This is a genomic window from Lentisphaera marina, from assembly GCF_028745505.1.
Classification (GTDB): domain Bacteria; phylum Verrucomicrobiota; class Lentisphaeria; order Lentisphaerales; family Lentisphaeraceae; genus Lentisphaera; species Lentisphaera marina.
The window spans coordinates 124738-144541 of the sequence record NZ_JAQZZL010000002.1; the positions used below are offsets into that span (position 1 = coordinate 124738).

The 19804-nt window shown below is 40.4% G+C and carries 18 protein-coding genes; 9 read left to right on the forward strand and 9 right to left on the reverse strand.

All coding sequences use genetic code 11. The annotated features are described in order from the left end of the window. Window positions 1–32 precede the first annotated feature (32 nt). The 9 genes from nusA to PQO01_RS11550 all read left to right on the forward strand — a co-directional run bounded on the left by nusA (window position 33) and on the right by PQO01_RS11550 (window position 9965). Window positions 33–1274: a transcription termination factor NusA gene (gene nusA / locus PQO01_RS11510; RefSeq protein WP_274314174.1), complete on the forward strand. Its 1242-nt coding sequence runs from the start codon at window positions 33–35 to the stop codon at window positions 1272–1274. Between the two features lie 15 nt (window positions 1275–1289). Continuing rightward, on the forward strand, window positions 1290–3344 hold the full coding sequence (gene infB / locus PQO01_RS11515; protein WP_274314175.1) for a translation initiation factor IF-2: 2055 nt from the start codon (window positions 1290–1292) through the stop codon (window positions 3342–3344). Window positions 3345–3397: 53 nt separating this feature from the next. After that, window positions 3398–3898, forward strand: coding sequence for a thioredoxin-like domain-containing protein (locus PQO01_RS11520; RefSeq protein ID WP_274314176.1), 501 nt, complete (start codon window positions 3398–3400; stop codon window positions 3896–3898). Then, a complete protein-coding gene (locus tag PQO01_RS11525; RefSeq protein ID WP_274314177.1) occupies window positions 3898–4545 on the forward strand; it encodes a peptidylprolyl isomerase in 648 nt (215 codons plus the stop codon). The genes PQO01_RS11520 and PQO01_RS11525 overlap by 1 nt, the downstream gene beginning before the upstream one ends. A 10-nt stretch (window positions 4546–4555) precedes the next feature. After that, complete coding sequence (locus PQO01_RS11530) at window positions 4556–5083, forward strand: peptidylprolyl isomerase (protein ID WP_274314178.1); 528 nt, start codon at window positions 4556–4558, stop codon at window positions 5081–5083. After that, window positions 5084–5944: a metallophosphoesterase gene (locus PQO01_RS11535; RefSeq protein ID WP_274314179.1), complete on the forward strand. Its 861-nt coding sequence runs from the start codon at window positions 5084–5086 to the stop codon at window positions 5942–5944. 1 nt (window position 5945) lies between these two features. Beyond that, window positions 5946–7082 carry a C39 family peptidase gene (locus PQO01_RS11540; protein ID WP_274314180.1) on the forward strand — a complete coding sequence of 379 codons (1137 nt, stop codon included), beginning with the start codon at window positions 5946–5948 and terminating at the stop codon, window positions 7080–7082. A 110-nt stretch (window positions 7083–7192) separates the two neighbouring features. Further along, on the forward strand, window positions 7193–9034 hold the full coding sequence (locus tag PQO01_RS11545) for an MlaA family lipoprotein (RefSeq protein WP_274314181.1): 1842 nt from the start codon (window positions 7193–7195) through the stop codon (window positions 9032–9034). Window positions 9035–9182: 148 nt separating this feature from the next. After that, the gene (locus PQO01_RS11550) at window positions 9183–9965 is read left to right on the forward strand and encodes a YiiX/YebB-like N1pC/P60 family cysteine hydrolase (protein ID WP_274314182.1); all 783 of its coding nucleotides are present in this window, start codon (window positions 9183–9185) and stop codon (window positions 9963–9965) included. A 4-nt stretch (window positions 9966–9969) separates the two neighbouring features. On the opposite strand, the gene PQO01_RS11555 is transcribed toward PQO01_RS11550, so the two are convergent. The 9 genes from PQO01_RS11555 to pckA all read right to left on the reverse strand — a co-directional run bounded on the left by PQO01_RS11555 (window position 9970) and on the right by pckA (window position 19647). Continuing rightward, window positions 9970–10920, reverse strand: coding sequence for a hypothetical protein (locus PQO01_RS11555; protein WP_274314183.1), 951 nt, complete (start codon window positions 10918–10920; stop codon window positions 9970–9972). 6 nt (window positions 10921–10926) lie between these two features. Then, window positions 10927–12216, reverse strand: coding sequence for an AAA family ATPase (locus PQO01_RS11560; RefSeq protein WP_274314184.1), 1290 nt, complete (start codon window positions 12214–12216; stop codon window positions 10927–10929). After that, on the reverse strand, window positions 12216–14045 hold the full coding sequence (locus PQO01_RS11565) for a hypothetical protein (RefSeq protein WP_274314185.1): 1830 nt from the start codon (window positions 14043–14045) through the stop codon (window positions 12216–12218). The genes PQO01_RS11560 and PQO01_RS11565 overlap by 1 nt, the downstream gene beginning before the upstream one ends. 15 nt (window positions 14046–14060) lie before the next feature. Continuing rightward, window positions 14061–14651 carry a pyridoxamine 5'-phosphate oxidase gene (pdxH, locus tag PQO01_RS11570; protein ID WP_274314186.1) on the reverse strand — a complete coding sequence of 197 codons (591 nt, stop codon included), beginning with the start codon at window positions 14649–14651 and terminating at the stop codon, window positions 14061–14063. A gap of 38 nt (window positions 14652–14689) precedes the next feature. Next, window positions 14690–15676, reverse strand: coding sequence for a porphobilinogen synthase (gene hemB, locus PQO01_RS11575; RefSeq protein WP_274314187.1), 987 nt, complete (start codon window positions 15674–15676; stop codon window positions 14690–14692). Between the two features lie 16 nt (window positions 15677–15692). Next, complete coding sequence (locus PQO01_RS11580) at window positions 15693–16148, reverse strand: deoxycytidylate deaminase (RefSeq protein ID WP_274314188.1); 456 nt, start codon at window positions 16146–16148, stop codon at window positions 15693–15695. Window positions 16149–16158: 10 nt separating this feature from the next. Then, on the reverse strand, window positions 16159–16599 hold the full coding sequence (locus tag PQO01_RS11585; protein ID WP_274314189.1) for a DciA family protein: 441 nt from the start codon (window positions 16597–16599) through the stop codon (window positions 16159–16161). A gap of 80 nt (window positions 16600–16679) precedes the next feature. Then, a complete protein-coding gene (locus PQO01_RS11590; protein WP_274314190.1) occupies window positions 16680–18149 on the reverse strand; it encodes an ATP-binding cassette domain-containing protein in 1470 nt (489 codons plus the stop codon). Next, window positions 18136–19647: a phosphoenolpyruvate carboxykinase (ATP) gene (gene pckA / locus PQO01_RS11595; protein ID WP_274314191.1), complete on the reverse strand. Its 1512-nt coding sequence runs from the start codon at window positions 19645–19647 to the stop codon at window positions 18136–18138. Before pckA ends, PQO01_RS11590 begins: the two co-directional genes overlap by 14 nt. Between the last annotated feature and the right edge of the window lie 157 nt (window positions 19648–19804).

A 19804-nucleotide genomic window follows, 5' to 3' on the forward strand; every position in this document is an offset into this window, starting at 1 on the left:
ATTTTAATAATTGAATGTTAGGAATATGGAATATGAATAGTGAACTTGTTGCAATGGTTGAATACCTGGAACAGGAAAAATCCATCGATAAGGCAATCCTTTTTGACCTCATTGAAGATGCTATGGCATCGGTCTACGAGAAAGAGGTTGAGGAAGAGTCTGAGATCAAAGTTGAGATCAACCGCCGTACAGGCGACGTAACAATCATCGCTGATGTAACTGTAGTTGAAGAAGTTTTTGATAAGAGAAACGAAATTGATTTGGCCTCAGCTCAAAAAGAGTATGGCGACGAAATCGCTATAGGCGACATCGTAAAATGGACACTTCAGCAGGATCAGATGAGTCGTATTGCGGCTCAAAATACGCGTCAAGCTATTATGCAGCGTCTTCGTACTTTTGAGAAAGATCGCGTTGTTGAAGAGTACTCCGACATGGTCGGCGAACTCATTTCTGGTACAGTGCGTCACTTTGAGAAGAACGAGCTTATCGTTGACTTCGGTCGTGCTCAAGGTGGCTTAGGTAAGATGGATCGAGTACCACGTGAACGTTTTGATAATGGCGATCACATCACAGCCTTACTCAAAGAAATTGATCCTCGTAAATCTGGACCAAGTATTGTTCTCTCTAGAACTGACGCAAAGTTAGTTACTCGACTCTTTGAGCGTGAAGTTACTGAGATCACCAATGGTTTAGTAGAAATTAAGGGTGTAGCTCGTAAAGCTGGTTTCCGTACAAAAATCGCAGTGGCTTCTGACTCTCTTGATCCAGTGGGTGCTTGTATTGGTATTCGCGGTTCTCGTGTAAAAACTATCTGCCAAGAGCTCAACAACGAAAAGCTCGATATTATTGGCTTCAGTGAAGATGTGGAAGAATACGTTCGCGAAGCATTTAAGCCTAACCCAATTGAAGAAGTTGAGATTGATGACGATGGTCGTTTGATCAAACTTCTCGTGAGTGAAGAATCATACAGATCGATTGTAGGCCGTGATGGCGAAAACATTCGTCTCACAGAAGAGCTTATGGATTGGGATATTGAAGTAGAGAAATATGTTTACGATACCGAGATTACTTTCGATGAACATATCCAGGAAGCTTTCCAGACAATGATGAAATTCCCTAGTATGGAAGAAGCAACAGCACGTATGATGATCGATGCTGGTTACCTATCTTTCGAAGGTGTTTCAGAAGCGTCGACAGATGATTTGGTTGAAGTAGGAATTAGTGTTGACCAAGCAGCTGAAATTATTGAATACGCAAAATCAAGACTCCAATAGGAGGTTAAGTAAATTATGGCAAATCAAAGACAAAGACCCCAAGGTGGTCGTCCAGGTGGCGGTCGCGGTAAAGGTGCTCCTCGTAAAAAGGGCGGCAAAGTTACACTTAAGAAGACAGAAGTTATATTAGACGAAAAGTGTACCCTAGCGGTAGCGCGTCGCTTACATTTAGCTCCAGAGAGCGTTATTAGCTTTTTGGCTGAACAAGGTTTTGATGACCTCACTCTAGAAACTGTTCTTGATGATGAGTACATCGAAATTGTTGAAGAACACAAAGATGAAATGGAGCACCGCGATCCTAACGAGATCCACATGAAGCCTCCTTTCATTGTAAAAGATGTAGCTGAAGCGATTGGTGAAAAAGCTAATGTGGTTGTTAGCGAACTCATGAAAATGCGTGTTTTTGCGTCAATTACGCAATCCATTGCAGCAGATAAATGTGAAGCTCTTCTCAAATCACGTGGCTTAAAGCTCGTTGTGGATAAGAGAGAAAAGAAAGAAGAAGCAAAACCAGTTATCAAGCTTTCTGATCCTGAGCAGCCTGAAGATAAAGAAGCTGATCGCGTTTCTCGTCCGCCAATTGTTGCGGTTATGGGTCACGTTGACCACGGTAAAACTTCTTTGTTAGATGCACTTAGAAATACTAATGTCGTTGCTGGTGAAGCTGGTGCGATTACTCAGCACACAGGTGCGAGTATGGTAGAGCGCAATGGTATGAAGGTTACTTTCCTTGATACACCTGGTCACTCAGCTTTCTCGGCTATGAGACAGCGTGGTGCAGATGTAACTGATATCTGTATTTTGATTGTAGCAGCCGATGACGGCGTGAATGCGCAAACAAAAGAAGCTTTAAAAATCATTATGGAATCTGAGCGTCCATTGATTATTGCGATCAATAAAATGGATTTGCCTACAGCTAATCCTGATCGTGTACTTACTGAATTGCAAAACCTTGGTATTCTTACAGAAGAATGGGGCGGTGACTATGGTGTGGTCAAGATTTCAGCTAAAACTGGCGACGGACTTGATGAGCTTATCGAACGTATCCATTTAGAAGCAGAAGTACACGAACTTCAAGGTAATCCTAAATTGCCAGGTAGTTTTGTTGTGATTGAATCGGAACTTGAGCAAGGTATGGGAGCAACGGCAAATGTTGTTGTGAAAAATGGCACGCTTAAAGCGGGTGATGTTGTTCTTTGCGGTGAGTTCTATGGTAAAGTGAAAGCTTTAGTTGATACTAATGGAAAAAGACTTAAGAAAGTCGGTCCTTCTGACGCAGTTAAATTACTCGGCTTAAATGGCCCTCCTGAAGTAGGTGCTAAAGGTTTGACTTGTAAGAACGAACGTGAAGCAAAATCTTTTGCGGATGAGCGTGTACATGCATTGCGTCAGCAAAAACTTGTGAAGCCACGTGTTACTTCTTTAGAGGACTTATTGAGTCAAGTAAGTGAAGAAGAGAAGAAAGTTTACAAAGTACTTATTAAATCTGACACTCGTGGTACTGGTGAAGCAATTGAATCTGAACTAAGAATGATTGAATCTGAAAAGATTAACCTAGAAGTCATTACTAATGCTGTTGGTTCAATTACTAATGCAGATGTTCAGCAGGCTGCAGCAGCGGGCGCAGAGATCATTGGTTTCCACTCACGTGTTAATCCAGGTATCAATAAAGTTGCGAAGCAAGCAAAAGTAGAGATCAAACTCTATTCATTAATTTATGAATTGATTGATGAAGCGCGCGAAGCAATGACGGGCTTACTCGATAAAACTCACAAAGAACAAGCAGTTGGTAAAGCGGAAATCCTTCAAGTATTTGTTGCTCACCAAGGTAAAATTTGTGGTTCGGTTGTTCGTGATGGTAAAGTTAAGCTTGGGGCTCACTGTCGTGTTCACCGTGGTGAAGACCTTATCTATACAGGTACTATCAAGTCTTTACGTCGTTTCCGTGACAATGTTAAAGAAGTCGCAAATGGTGTTGAGTGCGGTATCCTTTTGGATAACTTCAATGACTTTGAGGTCGGCGATCAAATCGAAGTCTTCGATTACGTGGAAGTGGCTGACACACTTTAATTAATTTGACTGCCGCATATTTATTTGCGGCAGTTTTTATTTAAGGATAGCAAATGAGAATTCTACTTTTCACAGTATTGGTTTTGTCGTTCATCTCGTGTTCGACAGATATTCATAATCATGAAGAGAAAAAATTATCTTCACAATTACAAAACATGTTTCCCGATGGTGTGACTTATTGTGATGGCGATGTCGCAGACTTACGTCATTTACAAGATAGAGCATTAGCGATTTATTTTACTTCAGTTAATAACCCCCAATCCCCAGAGTTTGAGAGCCTTTTAAGCGATATGGCGATTAAGTTCGATTATCGTTTGAGTGTAGTTGTGGTAAATTCGGGCCCAAATACTGAAGAGTTTCGTAATGAAATGAGTAAGTATGGGAATGATTTTTATATGGTGACCGATAAGCGTAGTAAAACTTTGACTTCAAAGTTTAAGATCGTTTCAACACCTAGTTTATTAGTCTTCAATGGGAAGGGGGAATTAATTGATGAAGATGGCGTTGATTCACTAGTTAATAATTATCCAAGAATTCCAGTGGGGTGGAAATAATGAATAAAATTCTAAAATTAATCGTTTTGTCCGCTTTTATCTTTTCTTGTCAAAGTAACCAAGATGAGGAAGCGACTCAAGAGAAAAAGTCCGCAGTCACAAAAGAAGCAGCCAAGCCCTATGAACACCCCGTGGTAAAAATCACTACCTCAAAAGGTGTTATGATTGCAGAACTCTATGAAGATAAAGCTCCCAACACAGTGGCTAACTTTGTGAGCTTAGTTGATGAAGGTTTTTACAAAGACATGTATTTTCACCGCGTTATAAAAGGCTTTATGGCTCAAGGTGGATGTCCTCATTCTCGTAAAGATGACAAGACTCGTAAAAGACCTGGTACTGGTGGTCCTGGATACTCCTTCAATAATGAAACTCACCCTCAGTTGCGCCATTCGCAAAAAGGGATTTTGTCCATGGCAAATTCAGGACCTCACACAAATGGTAGTCAGTTTTTTATTCTTTTTAAAGAATCGAGTTTTTTGAATGGCAGTTATAATGTTTTTGGTCGTGTGATTCAAGGTTTAGATGTTTTAGATAGAATTGAAGCCGTTGGTGCACCACGCGATGGTTTCCCACTAAAAGAGAAAGTGACTTTAACAATCACTTTGATTCAAAAGAACGATCACCCCTACAAAGTAAGAAAAAATTAAGGAATAGATTATGTCCAATCCTCGTGTAAAAATCATCACCGATAAGGGTACAATGATTGCAGAGCTTTTTGAAGATAAAGCTCCAAATACAGTAGCAAATATGATTGAATTAGCCGAATCGGGCTTTTACAAAGACCTTCGTTTTCACCGCATTTTAAAAGGCTTCATGGCTCAGGGCGGTTGCCCAAATACTAAGAAGGGTGTCGAAGCAGGTTCACCAGGTACTGGTGGTCCAGGTTATACTTTTGATAACGAACATCATCCAGAAGCTAAGCACGATGCTCGTGGTATTCTTTCTATGGCAAACGCAGGTCCAAATACTAATGGTAGTCAGTTCTTTGTCTGCTTTGGTGCGACGCCATTCTTAGATGGTGGTTACAGCGTTTTCGGTCAAGTAGTTGAAGGTCTCGAAGTCATTGATGCACTCGAAGCTGTTGGTTCTGCTCAAGATCCCATTCCTCCTTCAGAGAAAGTTTTCTTCTCAATTGAAGTGGAGTCCAAAGGTGATAAAGACTACAAAGTGAGTAAAAATTCCTAAATGGACCAAAGCAGTCTTGGAGCTCGAAAGTTACGAGAAGTTAAACAGGCAAAGTCAGGTGATTCATTAAAGAAACGTTTGATTTCTCAGTTTGTTAAATTGACCGGGATAAGCTCAAGAGGCCTGAAAAATGCTCTCGATCTTCAAGTCCGCAAATACAATTGGCGCTTTCCTAATCTACCCAAAGAGGCAGAGGGGATGCGCCTTTTGCATTTAAGTGATACTCACTTAGATGGTGTGCCTGGCTTACTTGAAAACTTATTGAAGAAGTTAGATGAACTCGAGTTTGACCTGGTGGTATGGACGGGTGATTTTCGCTATGATAAAGGTGTTTATGATGCGAAGTGTTTAGAGCCTACTTTTGATTTAGCAAAGTATTTATTAAAACGCAGTCGAGTTTTAGCAGTACCGGGTAATCATGATTGCAGCCAAACTCTAGAGAGTTTAGAGGCTTTGGGAATAGAAGTTTTGTTAAACTCTGGTTTTGAATATAGTCCTGGTTTTTTTATAGGTGGAGTCGATGATCCGCATTACTATAAGACAGATGACCTGGGCTTAGCTCTTTCTAAAAGAAAAGAGAATGACTTCACTCTCTTACTTGCGCATAGTCCTGAAATTATTGCCCAGGCATCACGAGAGAAAGTAGATTTTTATCTATGTGGTCACACCCATGGCGGTCAAGTATGTTTTCCTATTGTCGGCTTAGTTTATTGGGGTGCACGATGTGCGAGAAAACATGCGAGTGGAAAGTTTGAATATCAGCAAATGCAGGGCTACACTCATAGGGGGACGGGTTCATCAAACTCGCCAATTCGCTTTAACTGCCCACCCGAAGTGGTAATTCATCAATTAGGAGGATGAAATGAAAATTATTTTAAGTTTATGTATTTTGTTGTTGAGCGTTGCGAAGGCCGCGGAAATTGAATCGCTCTTCAAGAGTAAAGAAACTGTGAATGTATCGGCGTCACAATTTGTCGAAAAGCATGGTGATTTTCAGTGGGAAGGAGAAAATCAACGAGTAGCGATTTCAAAAAAATCAACTGTCGTAGGTTTTTCAGCCTATGAATCTTTGGCCTACTTCACTGCAACAGGCAAGTTAGTACGCTTAGATAGCTGGCTGTACAATAAAGGCGATCAAGAGAAGATGAGTGTAGATGCTTTTGAAAAAATGTATCTTGATGTCTTACAGAAATTGAGTGCCTACTTTGGTGTAAAGCCAAAAAGATTTGCAAAGGATGGGGCGACTCGTGGTTTGGCTTATAGCTTTATGATCGGCCAGAAACATGAAGTCAGATTGCTCGTGGGGTTTGATAAAAAGAAAAAAGAAGCGAATTACCTAAGTTTAGTTATGCGTAATTACGCAACAAGTGACCGGGTTAACTCTGAAGCAAAAACAAAAGCTTTTCTAGAAAAAACGGCAACGGGTGACGTGTATATAACAAAAATCCCAATGATTGATCAAGGCGATAAAGGTTATTGTGTTCCCGCAACTTTGACGAGGATTGGGCAACATTATGGCGTAGATGTGAGTATGCATGAACTCGCCATGGTAGCGCATTCAAGTAGTGATGGTGGAACGAGTCCCAGTAAGGCTATGGATGCAGTGAAAAAAGGTCGAATAGCTCTGAGTATTCGCGATATAAAAGTCAGTTTTTTCAGTAAAAGTAATCCCTATTTTTTAAGTCCTGGGGAGATCCGTTCAATGGCAAAAGAGATCACCGATAAAGATCGCAATATGGCAAAGTTTGAAAAAGAAATTATTAAACGTATTGACCGTGGACGTATGTTAGCGTGGTCGATGATGGTGGGTGCCTTTCCAGAGAAGGGTGTTCGCGAAGGGACTTGGGGCGGACATATGCGCATGATAGTTGGTTATAATGCCAAGACAAAAGAGGTTCTATATTCGGATTCTTGGGGACGAGGTCATGAAGTGAAACGTTGGCCTTTAAAATATGCTTATTTAGTAACAACACGGCTTTACGAGGTGGTTCCTCGCTAAAACTCCAGTAAAGATAGTAATAAATGCTTTCTTTCGAGCTAGAAAATATGGACTTCAAAATTAGCACAGTTAAATTTGACTAACATTTTATTTATTTGAGGAGTTTGTCTATGAAAAAGTTATTGCCCCTGTTTAGCTTAGCCGCTTTACTGTTTCAATCTTGTAGTTCACAATATAGTGAATGGGAAAAACCTTTGCCTGAAGGTGAAATTGTTCCTGGTGTGGAATTAACTCCTGACCCAATTGAACGTGCTAACCGAGTTAGTTTCTATGTAGATGATAAGCTCATGAACTACATAGTAGAGCCTGCATCAGATGGGTACCGTTATGTAGTACCTGAAGGTGGTCGTACAGGTATAAATAACTTTTTTGAAAATATTCTCTTTCCAAGAAATTTCATCAATAATTTACTCCAAGGAGATTGGGATGGATTAGGAAGAACAACAGATCGTTTTATTCTTAATACTACAATCGGTATTCTTGGTTTTCGTGATGTGGCAGCAGATAAGTATAACTTAAAAGCAGCTAAGCAAGATACCGGTAAAACATTTGCAAAATGGGGTTGGGAAAATAATTTCTATCTCTACATTCCTTTATTGGGACCTAGTTCAGATCGTGATCTAGTTGGTAGAGTGGGGGATTACTTTATGAACCCATTGGTATATAATGATAACACCAAGTTATTGAACTACTTTCTTCTTTTTAACAGAGCAACATTCTTTACAGATGCTTACCGTTCTCTTGTTGAAACTAATTATGATCCCTACGATATACGTCGTCTGATTTACTCAGTAACGCGTCGTTATAGCACGGATCCCTTAAGTTTTTCTAGCGAAGATACTCCTGCGACACAAACATTGAGAGCTGTATACTTACAACCACGTACACAAGATTTTGACGATTGGAAAGAAGAAGGTGAGCTTGTAGTTGAAAGTACGGGTGAAAAAATTGGCTATAATTACTGGCTTCAAGATAAGCCTGCGCCACTAATGTACGTCATCCCAGGTTTAGGTTCACACAGAAGTTCAGGTCAACCGATGTTCTTAGCAGAAATGGCCTACCTCAAGGGTTATAATGTAGTTACTTTTTCTAACTTAATGAATTTTGAGCCAGTGCTCAAATCAAAAGATGCAGTCTATCCGGGATATACTCCTAAAGATGTAGCTAATATTAAAAAATTCATGACGGCTATTGATGCTGATCTAGAGAAAAACTATCAAGGTCAATTTGGTGATAGATCAGTTATGGGCGTCTCTTTAGGTGCGTACTACTTACTTAACTTAGCAGGTAATGAATCTGAAGAAGACACTTTGAAATTCAATAAGTACATTGCTATTGATTCTCCGATTGATCTTATTTATGGTCTGAAGCAACTCGATAAATCTTACAACGCACCACTTGCTTTAGAGACACAAGAGGAGAGAGAAAAATTTGTTCTTGGAACATTAACAAAAGTAGCAGCAATTCTTGCTAACGGTGAGAAAATCCAACACAATCAAGATATGCCATTCACGGATGCAGAAGCTAATTATCTCATTGGCCTAAGTTTCCGTAAGACACTTCGCGATATGCTCTTTATTAGTGCTTACCAAGAAGAAATCATGGCGAATAATGAGTTCACTCCTAAAAATGGTTTGTACGATACCTTGAGTCAGTACTCATGGGAAGATTACTACACACACTTTGTGATGCCCACGCTTCAAGAAACTGGTCTCACAGAAGAGCAGGTGGCTAAAGAAGTTAGTCTCAAGTCTCTTACCGAAAAACTCAAATCTAATGATCGTGTTTATGTATTCACCAACCAAAATGACTTCTTGAATGAAGAAGGCAGTGTGGAATGGATTAAATCTACTTTCGGCGATCGTGCGACTGTTTTCGAAGAAGGTGGCCATTTAGGTAACCTCATCACTGATAAAGTAAGATCAGAAATTGTGGAAGTTCTAGAAAAATAATTTTTTCCTTCAGATTTCGAAAAAAGCCCTTCCGAGGGCTTTTTTTGTGTCTATTTATAAAGCTCTTTAAAAGAGCTTTAAGAAATTATTGCTAATTAGTTTTGTAGGAGCTTTATTGTTATTAGGGTCATAACTATAGGGTTACTTCATGGGTATATTACAAAAAACAGGCGAATCAATTGCCGGCTATTTAGCTCAAGAAAGACGAGGCGGTAAACACATTGCTACTTGCGACCCCAAGCTTTTAGCGGAGACTTTAAAGCCTGGAGATGTCCTATTAGTTGAAGGAAGTAGCCGTTTTAGTTCGGCCATTAAATACATCACGCAATCCACATGGTCACATTCAGCGATATACGTTGGTGATTGTGGTTTAGAAGCTGAGGGTGAGGAAAAGGCTGTTCTTATAGAAGCAGACGTAATAGAAGGGGTTAGAGCAGTACCCATAAGTCAGTACACATCATTTCATACGCGTATTTGTCGCCCCGTTGGCATTACGCCAGATGAATTAGTGGATCTAAAACAATTTCTCATTGATCGTTTGGGCTATCAATATGATTTGAAGAATATCTTTGATTTGGCACGCTATTTTTTACACCCACCTCCCGTACCAACAAAATGGCGTCGGCAATTATTAGCTTTAGGAAGTGGTGATCCAACGCGTGCCATATGTTCATCGCTGATTGCCATGGCTTTTCAGTCGGTTAAATATCCAATTTTACCTGAGCGTTTAAAAGCTTGTGAGGATGAGGAATCAGAAGAAGATTGCAGTGAATTGTATAACATTCGGCACCACAGCTTGTTTGCTCCGCGGGACTTTGACGTATCACCTTATTTTGAGATAGTTAAGCCCACGATCTACCAAGACTTTGATCCGCATGAATTACTATGGGCAACGGATGAGCAACTACGCAAAATGGAATTGCGTTTTTAGGATGTTATAGTTTGATCAAAAGCTTGAATTTTTTTAACTCTAAATGTTGCGCTATCTCATTTTTAAGGCGCTTGTTAACCCTATGCCGTTTGAGAGAGTTAATGATTTTTTCTTTGACTTGATCGAAAGGAAGTTGGTAGCTTTCTATTTTCTCAATAGGTAAGCAGAGGATCGAATCGGTGCTGGTCTCGACTAATTGAAGTTGATGTAGCTTGGCATTTAATAGCGGGTAAAACTTAGATTTCTGAGAGATTTCAGTACTGATGAATTGATCTTTCAAAGTGCTATGAGGATACTTTTTTTGCTGTAAAATTTTCTCAGTGCTCAAGCCTTGTGCCAGTAGGGAGTTAAATGATTGGATCTCTAAAGAAGAAATAGGATTCTCCAATTTATATGCCTTAAATTTGATGCCCGCACTTTGAATGAATTTTTTTGTATTCTCGTGATAATAGAGCATGGCTTCTGCCTCACCAATTAGCTGCTCTTGGAATAGTTTTTTACGATAATTTTGCACGCTTTGCTTTTCGTATATTAAGCGAATTATTTCTTCTTTACTGAGTTTAAGTAGGCTTAATTCCTCAATAAGCTTAGATGGGCTCAGGCGACTCGAATAAGAGTCGTAGAATTTGCGAGCTTCATCTAAATTGGCTGCACACCCCGCATTACGACTTATTTCGTATAAGGCTTTGAAGGCAAAGTATTGCTCGAGTGATGAACGCGTGAAGTTCTTTACAGTGATTGCATCACTTGGCGCACCAGAGTAATAAAGCAGGTATTGCTTTAGAATATTAAGGCTTTGTTTCTTAGAGTATTTCTCTCCATCATATTCAAGGCAAACTTCAGGGAGTAAAGAGCTGTTTAAGTCACTAAGTTTAATGTTTTTTACTTGAGCAAATGTTTGCGTTGTAAAGAATATAAAACTACTTAGAAAAATAGATTTTAAGGCAACCTGCATATAAGCTTAAACAAATTGAGGGATTTCAGGCTCTGGGATCAGGTCTAATAACTTACGAACTAAGTCGTCTTCACTAATCCTTGAGGCTTGTGCTTTAAAACTAGGTGAAATTCTATGGCGTAAAACGGGGATGGCACATTTTTTGATATCTTCACAGCTTGTGAAGCTACGTCCTTCCATGGCGGCAAAGGCTTTTGCACCACGAATTAAGTATTGCCCTGCACGTGGACCTGCACCATATTCGATGAGTTCATTCAATTCCTCAGGGCAATCTTTTGTACCTGGCCTAGTTGCTCTTGTTAGTGCGGTAACATAAGAGATGACCAAGGGTGAAGTCTCGATTCGCTCAATGGCTTTGCGGAAACGAATGATATCACTGGCCTGGAAAATTTGCTTGAGGTGATAGGAGTTCGGAGAACATGTTCTTCTGAGGATTTCCTCTTCTTCCGTTGGCGTTGGATAATCAATGTTAATATTGAACATGAAACGGTCGAGTTGAGCTTCGGGTAAAATATAGGTTCCTTCTTGTTCGACAGGGTTTCTTGTCGCCATAACAATGAAGGGAGCGGGGAGCTCCATAGTATGTTCACCAACCGTGACTTGCTTTTCTTGCATAGCTTCGAGTAAAGCAGCCTGCGTCTTTGGAGGCGTACGGTTTATTTCGTCCGCTAGGAGCAGTTGAGTGAAAATAGGTCCTTTAACAAATTTAAAGGAACGTTTACCATGTTCATCTTCATCCAAAATAGTAGTGCCAGTAATGTCACTAGGCATCAGGTCTGGAGTAAATTGAATGCGTTTGAAGTCAAGGTTTAAGACTTTTGAAATGGAGTTCACAGTAATCGTTTTTGCTAAGCCAGGAACACCAGTGAGCAGGCAGTGACCGCCGCCAAAAATACCAGCTAAGATTTGTGAAACGACATCGTCCTGCCCCACAATTAACTTTTTTATTTCACTGCGTAAAATGGGGATGCGGTTGGAGAAGTCGGTGAGGGTATTTTTGATATCAGAACCACTTATAAAACGAATGAGGATATCGCCAATTAAAAAACTATCTTGATCTTCAATTTTAATTTGCTTATGTTTTTCGCCATTGACTTTGATGCCATTAGTACTATCACAGTCCGAGAGGCTGAGCTCATTATTTCGTAAGTCTAAAGAAGCATGTATTTTAGAGATCGAGGGGTGTGGAATACAAATGTCAGTACTGCTATCGCGACCAATGAATTGAATTCCTTCATTTAGTGCTACGGTTAGGCCAGGCTCAGGACCTTCAATTATTAGTAAATGGGCGCTCATTAATTCTCCACGGAACTTTGCTTCATAAGTGATTCACGTACTTTGACGCTCCGTAGGATAAATTCCAGTAATTTCCTATCCTTTGGATCTTTCACTTGTTCATTAAATACTGGAAAGAGCTCGTCAAGATTATATTTGTGGCAGTACAACGCCATGTTGAGGCTTTTCCTTTTACTATCTTTAATACCAGAAACAAAGTAGTCTGCTAACTGCAGTTCATTGAAAAAGGTGTAGGAAGTTTGGGAGCCATCATCGAGGTCGAAACCGTAGGGATTTATTTTTTTGACTGTTTTATATTGAGGGAAATACCTTGCTAAAAATGCGGTGGCACTTGTTAAGTTTTGTTGTTTGATACAGTCATAAAACAATTGATATTCAGCTTTAGAATAAATTTGCTCACACCTTAATAGTTGGCGCAAGTCGGCATTCTCAGTTTTGTCTTCCTGTACTTTAGCTAAATCATGTATAGCTTTTAAAGTTTTTAACGGCTTAATTAAACGGTTTTTATATTCTGATTTTATGTCTCTTAAGGCAGGGAGATCACGTTCTTTTAATATTTTTTCTTTGGCTGCTTTTTGTTTGAGTTGACCTTTTTTAAAGGTGACAGAAGCTAAGAAGTTTTTGAATTCGCGTTTTTTATTATGTTCGGGGAAGTGCTCATTGAGGTTGTTGACAATCTTTTCTGCACGGTCGTACTCATGATTTTCTAAAGCATCTTCGTATTGCCTGTATGCTTTTGAAAAAATCTCACTTAAATTATTTTCTAGTTCAAAAGTGAAGCTTTGAAAATCGGCGTCTTTTTGATAGAAGGAACGAGAAAGTTGTTGACGTCGTTTTGCCCTTTCCGCAAAGCCGAGTTCGGCTAAATTTACAATCGCTTGTTGTTCATTTTTCAAGGCACTTTCATCGTAATTCCTAGGAGCATTTTTTTGCGTAGTAGTAGATTTTTGAGGCTGAAGGTTGATGGGGTCATAAATCTCGCCGAGCCAAGCTGAGTTTAAAAATTTATCTTTGAAAATAAAGGCAATGATAAATAAACTCACAAAAATGGAGAGGCTAATTTTAATGATTTTGCGGCGTTTTATGGTGCGTAAATATTCCGCTTGAATACTTGATAGAGTGAGATCGCAATTGATGGGGTCAGTCTGAATAGCTTTAAATAACTTTTGCATCTGCAGTGAGAGTGGATGCAATGCTTTGTATTCTACGGGTTTAGCTTTACCACAGACAAGAAAGAGAAAAAGGCGGTTGCGAAAAAAGAAAAATTGTTCACTTGGGCTTAGTTTCATTGAGGGGCAAAGATCAAGTAAATCGGCATCATTTTGACTTATGATTAGCTGATGGACGGGACTAGCACCAGGTGTGCGAAGTTTAATAGAAAGTTCATGTGAGTGTTTAATGACCCTTAAGGCAGGGATCAATGGCGTTAGTGAACTTTCTTTTTCTAATTCACTCTGAGTATTCTCGAGTGCTGAAAAAAGGGCCTCAAAATCTTTGGGATTATGTTCGTGTTGTGAGAAACCAAATTGCGGTACAAGAGCTTGGCTATCTAGCTGTCGGTAGCAAACGATGGAATACTTATCGTGTTTTGCGTAGGCCGCATGAGCTAAGGTGAAAGAGCTTTTAAAATGATGTTCTTGATTAAATTTTTTATCAAAACGATCAAGCATGTCACCATTGATTTCATTGCGAAGGTAGAGTTGGAGCTCAAGATTAACCCCATCTAAGTTTTTCACTAAAGCGACTAAATGATATTCACCCTCATCTAATATTTTTAAGAGCTGAAATTTATGGTGCTCTAAAATATATAAATGAGGGCTGTCGGGCATAGTGGGTCCTAGTTCTTAAGGGTAAAGGCGAACTTCATTCCATTCTTGTGAATTCTCTGGAGTGAAAACTTGACGTTCATGAAGACGGAAATCACGTTTTTGCCAAAACTCTATTTTGCTTGGAGTAATGCGAAATCCTGACCAGAAATCAGGGCGTGGAACTTTCGAGGTCGCAAACTTTAGGCCGTATTTAGCAATGCGTTTTTCAAAGTCCATTTTATTTTCAATTTCACTCGATTGTTTACTGGCCCAAGCACCAATTTGACTCTGCTTAGGCCGCGTCGCAAAATAAGCATCGGCCTCTTCGTCGCTAACTTGAGTAGCATGACCCTCAATGCGAATTTGTTTAGAAATATTATGCCACATGAAGTTTAGGCATACTTGTGGATTTGCTTGGATTTCTTGTGCTTTGCGACTTGTGAGATTGGTATAAAATACGAAGCCTTTTTCATCAAAGGCTTTGAGTAAAACAACTCGAGAAGAGGGGAAGCCTTGCGCGTTGACTGTGGAGAGTGTCATGGCGGTAGGCTCGGGATGACCTTTTTGTCTTGTGGTCTCTAAATCGTTGTTGAAACGAGTAATGATTTCGCTAATGGGGACTGACATGGATTTACCTTAAAAATTATACGATTGATATGACAAAGCTATGCTTCTTTTTGCCAGCTAGCAAATTCTTTAGCATGATAGCTAAGAATTATATCAGCACCCGCACGTTTGAATGACATCAGAGTTTCGCAAACAGTACTGCGATAATCTAACCAGCCCTTTTCAGCAGCAGCTTGTAGCATGGCGTATTCACCTGAAACATTGTAGACAGCAATCGGTAATTGAGAGTTTTGTGCTAGAGTTTGGACCACATCTAGATAAGCGAGACCAGGTTTAACCATGATCATATCAGCGCCTTCCGCAGTGTCTAATTCAGCTTCACGAAGGGCTTCGCGAGTATTTGCCGGATTCATCTGGTAAGTTTTCTTATCTCCAGCTTTTGGAGCAGAATCAAGGGCATCGCGGAAGGGGCCGTAAAAGGCTGAGGCATATTTGGCGGTGTAGGCAAGAATGCCCACATTAGAGTAGCCTGCTTGGTCCAAGGCTTCGCGGATCACACTGACTCGACCATCCATCATGTCGGAGGGAGCAATAATATCAGCGCCAGCTTGTGCTTGTGCGACGGCCATTTTTGCGAGAATGGGCAGGGTTTTATCGTTAATGATTTCGGAGTTTTCTACAAAACCATCGTGGCCATCTGAGCTATAAGGATCCATAGCAACGTCGCAAATGGTGAGCATGTCTGGGCAAGTACTTTTGACGGTTTTAATAGCGCGTTGAAATAAGCCTTCAGGATTGAGTGATTCTGTGGCAATTGAATCCTTCAAGGAATCGTCAATAGCAGGAAACAGAGCTACAGCTTTGATGCCTAAATCCCATAATTCAGAGACTTCTTGAGCAAGAGTATCTAGTGAGAAGCGGTAAATGTTTGGCATTGAAGGGACTTCAATTTTGTGGCCTTCACCTTCGATGACAAAAAGAGGCATGATGAGGTCGTTGACCGATACGTGATTTTCTTGAACGAGGCTTCTCATGGAAGCGTTAATGCGATTTCTACGTGGGCGTATGGGGATATTGTAAGACATGAGTTTAATCCTAAAATTATTCGACGGGTCGCAGAGTTACCCCTGCTTCATTTAAGAGTTGTGAAGAAGTTGAGTCAATGCTATAGCGTTGGTGAAAAATGACTTCTTTAATACCTGCGTTGATAATCATTTTAGCGCAGAGTAAGCAGGGGGAGTAAGTGGTGTAAATAGAGGCATCGTTAATGGAAATGCCGTGACATGCAGCCTGAACTATGGAGTTCTCTTCGGCATGACAACATAAGCATTCATCAAGACCGTGGCCAGAGGCGACATCGGAATTACAGCGCGGGCAGCCTCCATCATCGCAGTTTTTAACACCGCGAGGCGTTCCGTTATAACCTGTGGAAATAACGCGCTTGTCTTTCACGATAACGGCGGCTACATGTCGACGCGAACAGCTACTGCGTTCAGCTGCCACGTGGGCTATATTCATAAAGTATTGATCCCAAGAAGGGCGATCTTTTTTGGTCATTTAACTACCTTTAAGTTTTTGCGGTCACAAAAATAATGCTCTTAATCTGACCAGGAAATCTTTGTTGTAAACGCATTAGGAGCTCACGGGAATAATAGCTTCTGAGCGAATAGGTGTAAGTTGAGTTATCGCCTTCAATAATCATGGCTCCATCTGGACGGAGGAATTTAGGGCGAGAGTGTTCTACTAGTGGGCCGGTAACATATTGGTCCCATTCTTCCTGAAGTATGCGGGCGGGATTGTGGAGTTTCTTTTCAATTTTGTTAACAATTGAATTGAGTGAGCCTTGTATCGGGGCTGAGTTATTGCGGATGAGGTGCGAAGCTTCAGCAGGTCCAAAGTTCGAGCCGAAGAAGTCGATGAGCGATTGTTCGCGCTGACGTTCTTTCCAGCCTAATTTACGCATTTCTCCCGTGCGCCAATTATGTTCTTCTTTAAGCTCGTTACCCATGAATGTGACTTCTATTTAAGTATATCAAAATTTATCAATTAAATTAGCATTTGTCCTCAAAGAATACAGCACGATTAAGATTAAACTTTATGGCTGATAGAAAAAGAGTAGGCTGGATTGTCTTCTGGGATGAATTCGAGGTGAGATTTAATGAAATCAAGTTGGGCCTCAGCTTTATGAGAAACATAGAGGATGGTCATGTCAGTTTCCTTAGCAAGGAAGGCAACGGTATTCATTAAAGCAGTACGATTCCTCTTGTCTAAGCCCTGGCATGGTTCGTCTAAAATAAGGATGTTGGGAGATTTCACCATTGCTCGAGCTAAAAGGACACTTCGTCTTTCACCATAGGATAGCTTCTCAAATGAAATGGATTCTAATTGACTGAGTCCTAAAGTTTTTAACCAGTCGCGGGCAATTTGAATATGGCTCGCATCCGCTTCGCGATAGAGACCTATGGAATCAAAAAAACCAGACACAACCACGTCGAGAGCAAAAATATTCTGATGGTATTCTAATTGTAATTCGGTCGTGACGATGCCGATTCTTTTTTTGATATCCCAAATGGATTCTCCACTGCCTCGTTTACGACCAAATAAATAAAAGTCTTTGCCATAGCCCTGCGGATTGTCTGCGGAAATTAGAGATAGAAGAGTTGTCTTACCCGCACCATTGGGGCCAGAAATACACCAATGTTCACCAGCTTTTACAGACCAAGTAAGTTGATCGATGACAACTTTCTCACCATATTTCACCGACAGATCTCTCATGCGAATAATTTCACTGCCTTTTTCAATGATTTCGGGGCAAGAATAAGAAGCCGGGAGTTGTTGAGGAATAGGGGGAGGTTCTTTAAAGAGGCGTTCAAATTCTCGAGAGTTTTGAACTCGAGATCGCGGTCCAGATTGGATGACTTTGCATTGATCCAAGCATAATAAGTGCGTAGAGCTTTCGGGAATTTGTTCACTATCTTGAACACAATTAATGATTTGGATAGATTGAGAGAGCTCTTCAATGATTTGGCTGATTTGTGCTTTGGACTGTTTATCTAGGCCTTCATAGATTCCATCGAGGATAAGTACTTGCGGATCTCGCACTAAAGCACGTAAAATATGCGCCTTTCGCATTTCCCCATTGGAGATAAATTTAATTCCCGTATCGAGAAATTTTTGCAGATTAAACTGAAGAATTAAGTGTTCGGCGATGGTGTAGCCACCTTCACAAATGAATTCTTTAACTGAGCGACCTTTATCAAAACCACCCTCGATGAACTCGGAGTCATCATTCCAAGCTTCGTAATCTAAGCTTTCTTGAACTGTGGAGAAAGAAACTTCCTGTATTTTTTTCGGATCAAGTAAAAATTGAACTCCTAGGCTTTTGTACCTTTGACTGAGGAGGCCGGCAAGCAATGATTTACCGGCTCCATTGGGGCCAATAAAAGTCCAGTTTTCATGGGTCTTTAATTCCCATGAAAAGTTTTCAAGAAGTTTCTGTTGTTTGAGCTGAAGTTCTGCGTTTTCTAATTTTATTAAACAGCTTTTAATATTTGTCATGGTTGTCTTTAAACAGTTGGGCCAATTTAGCCGCTTCTTCCCTATAGTGTTGGACATTATCCCAAGCTAATTCAGGGTGAATAACTTCATTTGGAATGCCTTCAATTGCATTAGGGATTTCGAGACCAAATGATTGATCGGTAAAATAACCATGCTTTTCAATTGAGCCATCCAAAATGGAATCAATTATTTTTCTAGTTAGCGGTAGACTGATTCGTTCTCCCACACCATAGGGGCCACCAATCCATCCCGTGTTCACTAAGTAAACGCGAGAATTGTGAAGATCAAGCTTTTCTCCCAAGAGCTCCGCATAACGACGTGGATGTAAGGTGAGAAAGGGGCCACCAAAACAGGGAGAGAAATCGGGTTTTGGTTCGTTGATACCTAACTCCGTTCCAGCAACTTTTGCGGTGTAACCGGATATGAAATATTCCATAGCTTGTTCACGATTTAAACGTGAGATAGGCGGAACCACGCCGAAAGCATCACAACAAAGGTAGATAATGACTTCAGGATGATTTCCTCGACTTACTGGGCGGACACGGTTTTCGATATGCTCAATAGGGTAAGAAACGCGTGTATTTTTGGTTTTTGAATCATCATCAAAGTCGACACTATTATCTTTCTTTAGAACAACATTTTCAAGAAGTGCGTTTTCTCGAATAGCAGCGTAGATATCGGGTTCGAACTCCGGGTTTAAGCGAATAGCCTTTGCGTAGCATCCACCCTCGAAGTTAAAGATGCCTTCGTCATCCCAGCCATGTTCATCATCGCCAATAAGTTGCCGTTTGGGGTCTGTGGATAAGGTGGTTTTTCCTGTGCCAGAGAGTCCAAAAAATAGTGCTGTGTGGCCTTCTTTATCCATGTTGGCAGAGCAATGCATAGAGAGAACGCCTTTTTTAGGGAGGAGGTAATGCATAACAGAGAAAATCCCTTTTTTCATCTCTCCGCCATACCAAGTTCCGCCAATGATGGCCATTTTTTCTTTTAAATTAAAAATGACAAAGACAGGTGAGTTCAAACCTAAATCCTGATAATCTTCTGCGGTGATTTTACAGGCATTGATAATCGTGAATTCTGGGTCGAACTTATCGAGCTCTTCCTCGCTGGGACGAATGAACATGTTCTTACAGAAGTGAGCTTGCCAAGCAATTTCAGAAATAATTCTAACTTGTAGTCTATTACTGTTGTCAACGGCGCCTGCATAACAATCACTAAGATAGATATCTTTCCCTTCGTAATGAGCGAGAGCCCGTTCTTTGAGTGTTTCCCAAGTAGATAATGAAACCTCTTGGTTTACTGGACCCACCCATAAATCATCTGTTGGAGTAAAAAATTTATCTTTGGGTGAACGTCCGGTGAATTTTCCCGTATCAACTGTGTAGGCACCTAAACTAGTGACTTGTCCTTCAGAATTGTTGATTTCATGCTCTCTAATTTCTTCATAAGAGAGGTTTCGGTAGATATTTTTTGGGTTGAAACCCAATTCGTTTTTCATGTCTGACTCCTTGATTCTAGGGCTACTCAAACTTATGATTTCATACATGAGAAAACAAGGATATTATTTGCCTATGGAACAAAAAGTTTACTTTTTACTACTCGTGAGAATATCATTTGGATATGCAAAAAAAATAAGAGCTTAAATTTTGAAAAAA

What these genes read in the sequence shown, in the direction of transcription:
- PQO01_RS11565 (WP_274314185.1), bottom strand. Translation starts at nt 14,045, where the DNA reads ATGCCCGACAGCCCTCATTTATATATTTTAGAGCACCATAAATTTCAG.
- PQO01_RS11530 (WP_274314178.1), top strand. Translation starts at nt 4,556, where the DNA reads ATGTCCAATCCTCGTGTAAAAATCATCACCGATAAGGGTACAATGATT.
- PQO01_RS11555 (WP_274314183.1), bottom strand. Translation starts at nt 10,920, where the DNA reads ATGCAGGTTGCCTTAAAATCTATTTTTCTAAGTAGTTTTATATTCTTT.
- PQO01_RS11585 (WP_274314189.1), bottom strand. Translation starts at nt 16,599, where the DNA reads ATGGGTAACGAGCTTAAAGAAGAACATAATTGGCGCACGGGAGAAATG.
- pdxH (WP_274314186.1), bottom strand. Translation starts at nt 14,651, where the DNA reads ATGTCAGTCCCCATTAGCGAAATCATTACTCGTTTCAACAACGATTTA.
- PQO01_RS11540 (WP_274314180.1), top strand. Translation starts at nt 5,946, where the DNA reads ATGAAAATTATTTTAAGTTTATGTATTTTGTTGTTGAGCGTTGCGAAG.
- PQO01_RS11550 (WP_274314182.1), top strand. Translation starts at nt 9,183, where the DNA reads ATGGGTATATTACAAAAAACAGGCGAATCAATTGCCGGCTATTTAGCT.
- PQO01_RS11520 (WP_274314176.1), top strand. Translation starts at nt 3,398, where the DNA reads ATGAGAATTCTACTTTTCACAGTATTGGTTTTGTCGTTCATCTCGTGT.
- hemB (WP_274314187.1), bottom strand. Translation starts at nt 15,676, where the DNA reads ATGTCTTACAATATCCCCATACGCCCACGTAGAAATCGCATTAACGCT.
- nusA (WP_274314174.1), top strand. Translation starts at nt 33, where the DNA reads ATGAATAGTGAACTTGTTGCAATGGTTGAATACCTGGAACAGGAAAAA.
- PQO01_RS11590 (WP_274314190.1), bottom strand. Translation starts at nt 18,149, where the DNA reads ATGACAAATATTAAAAGCTGTTTAATAAAATTAGAAAACGCAGAACTT.
- PQO01_RS11560 (WP_274314184.1), bottom strand. Translation starts at nt 12,216, where the DNA reads ATGAGCGCCCATTTACTAATAATTGAAGGTCCTGAGCCTGGCCTAACC.
- infB (WP_274314175.1), top strand. Translation starts at nt 1,290, where the DNA reads ATGGCAAATCAAAGACAAAGACCCCAAGGTGGTCGTCCAGGTGGCGGT.
- PQO01_RS11535 (WP_274314179.1), top strand. Translation starts at nt 5,084, where the DNA reads ATGGACCAAAGCAGTCTTGGAGCTCGAAAGTTACGAGAAGTTAAACAG.
- PQO01_RS11525 (WP_274314177.1), top strand. Translation starts at nt 3,898, where the DNA reads ATGAATAAAATTCTAAAATTAATCGTTTTGTCCGCTTTTATCTTTTCT.
- PQO01_RS11580 (WP_274314188.1), bottom strand. Translation starts at nt 16,148, where the DNA reads ATGACCAAAAAAGATCGCCCTTCTTGGGATCAATACTTTATGAATATA.
- PQO01_RS11545 (WP_274314181.1), top strand. Translation starts at nt 7,193, where the DNA reads ATGAAAAAGTTATTGCCCCTGTTTAGCTTAGCCGCTTTACTGTTTCAA.
- pckA (WP_274314191.1), bottom strand. Translation starts at nt 19,647, where the DNA reads ATGAAAAACGAATTGGGTTTCAACCCAAAAAATATCTACCGAAACCTC.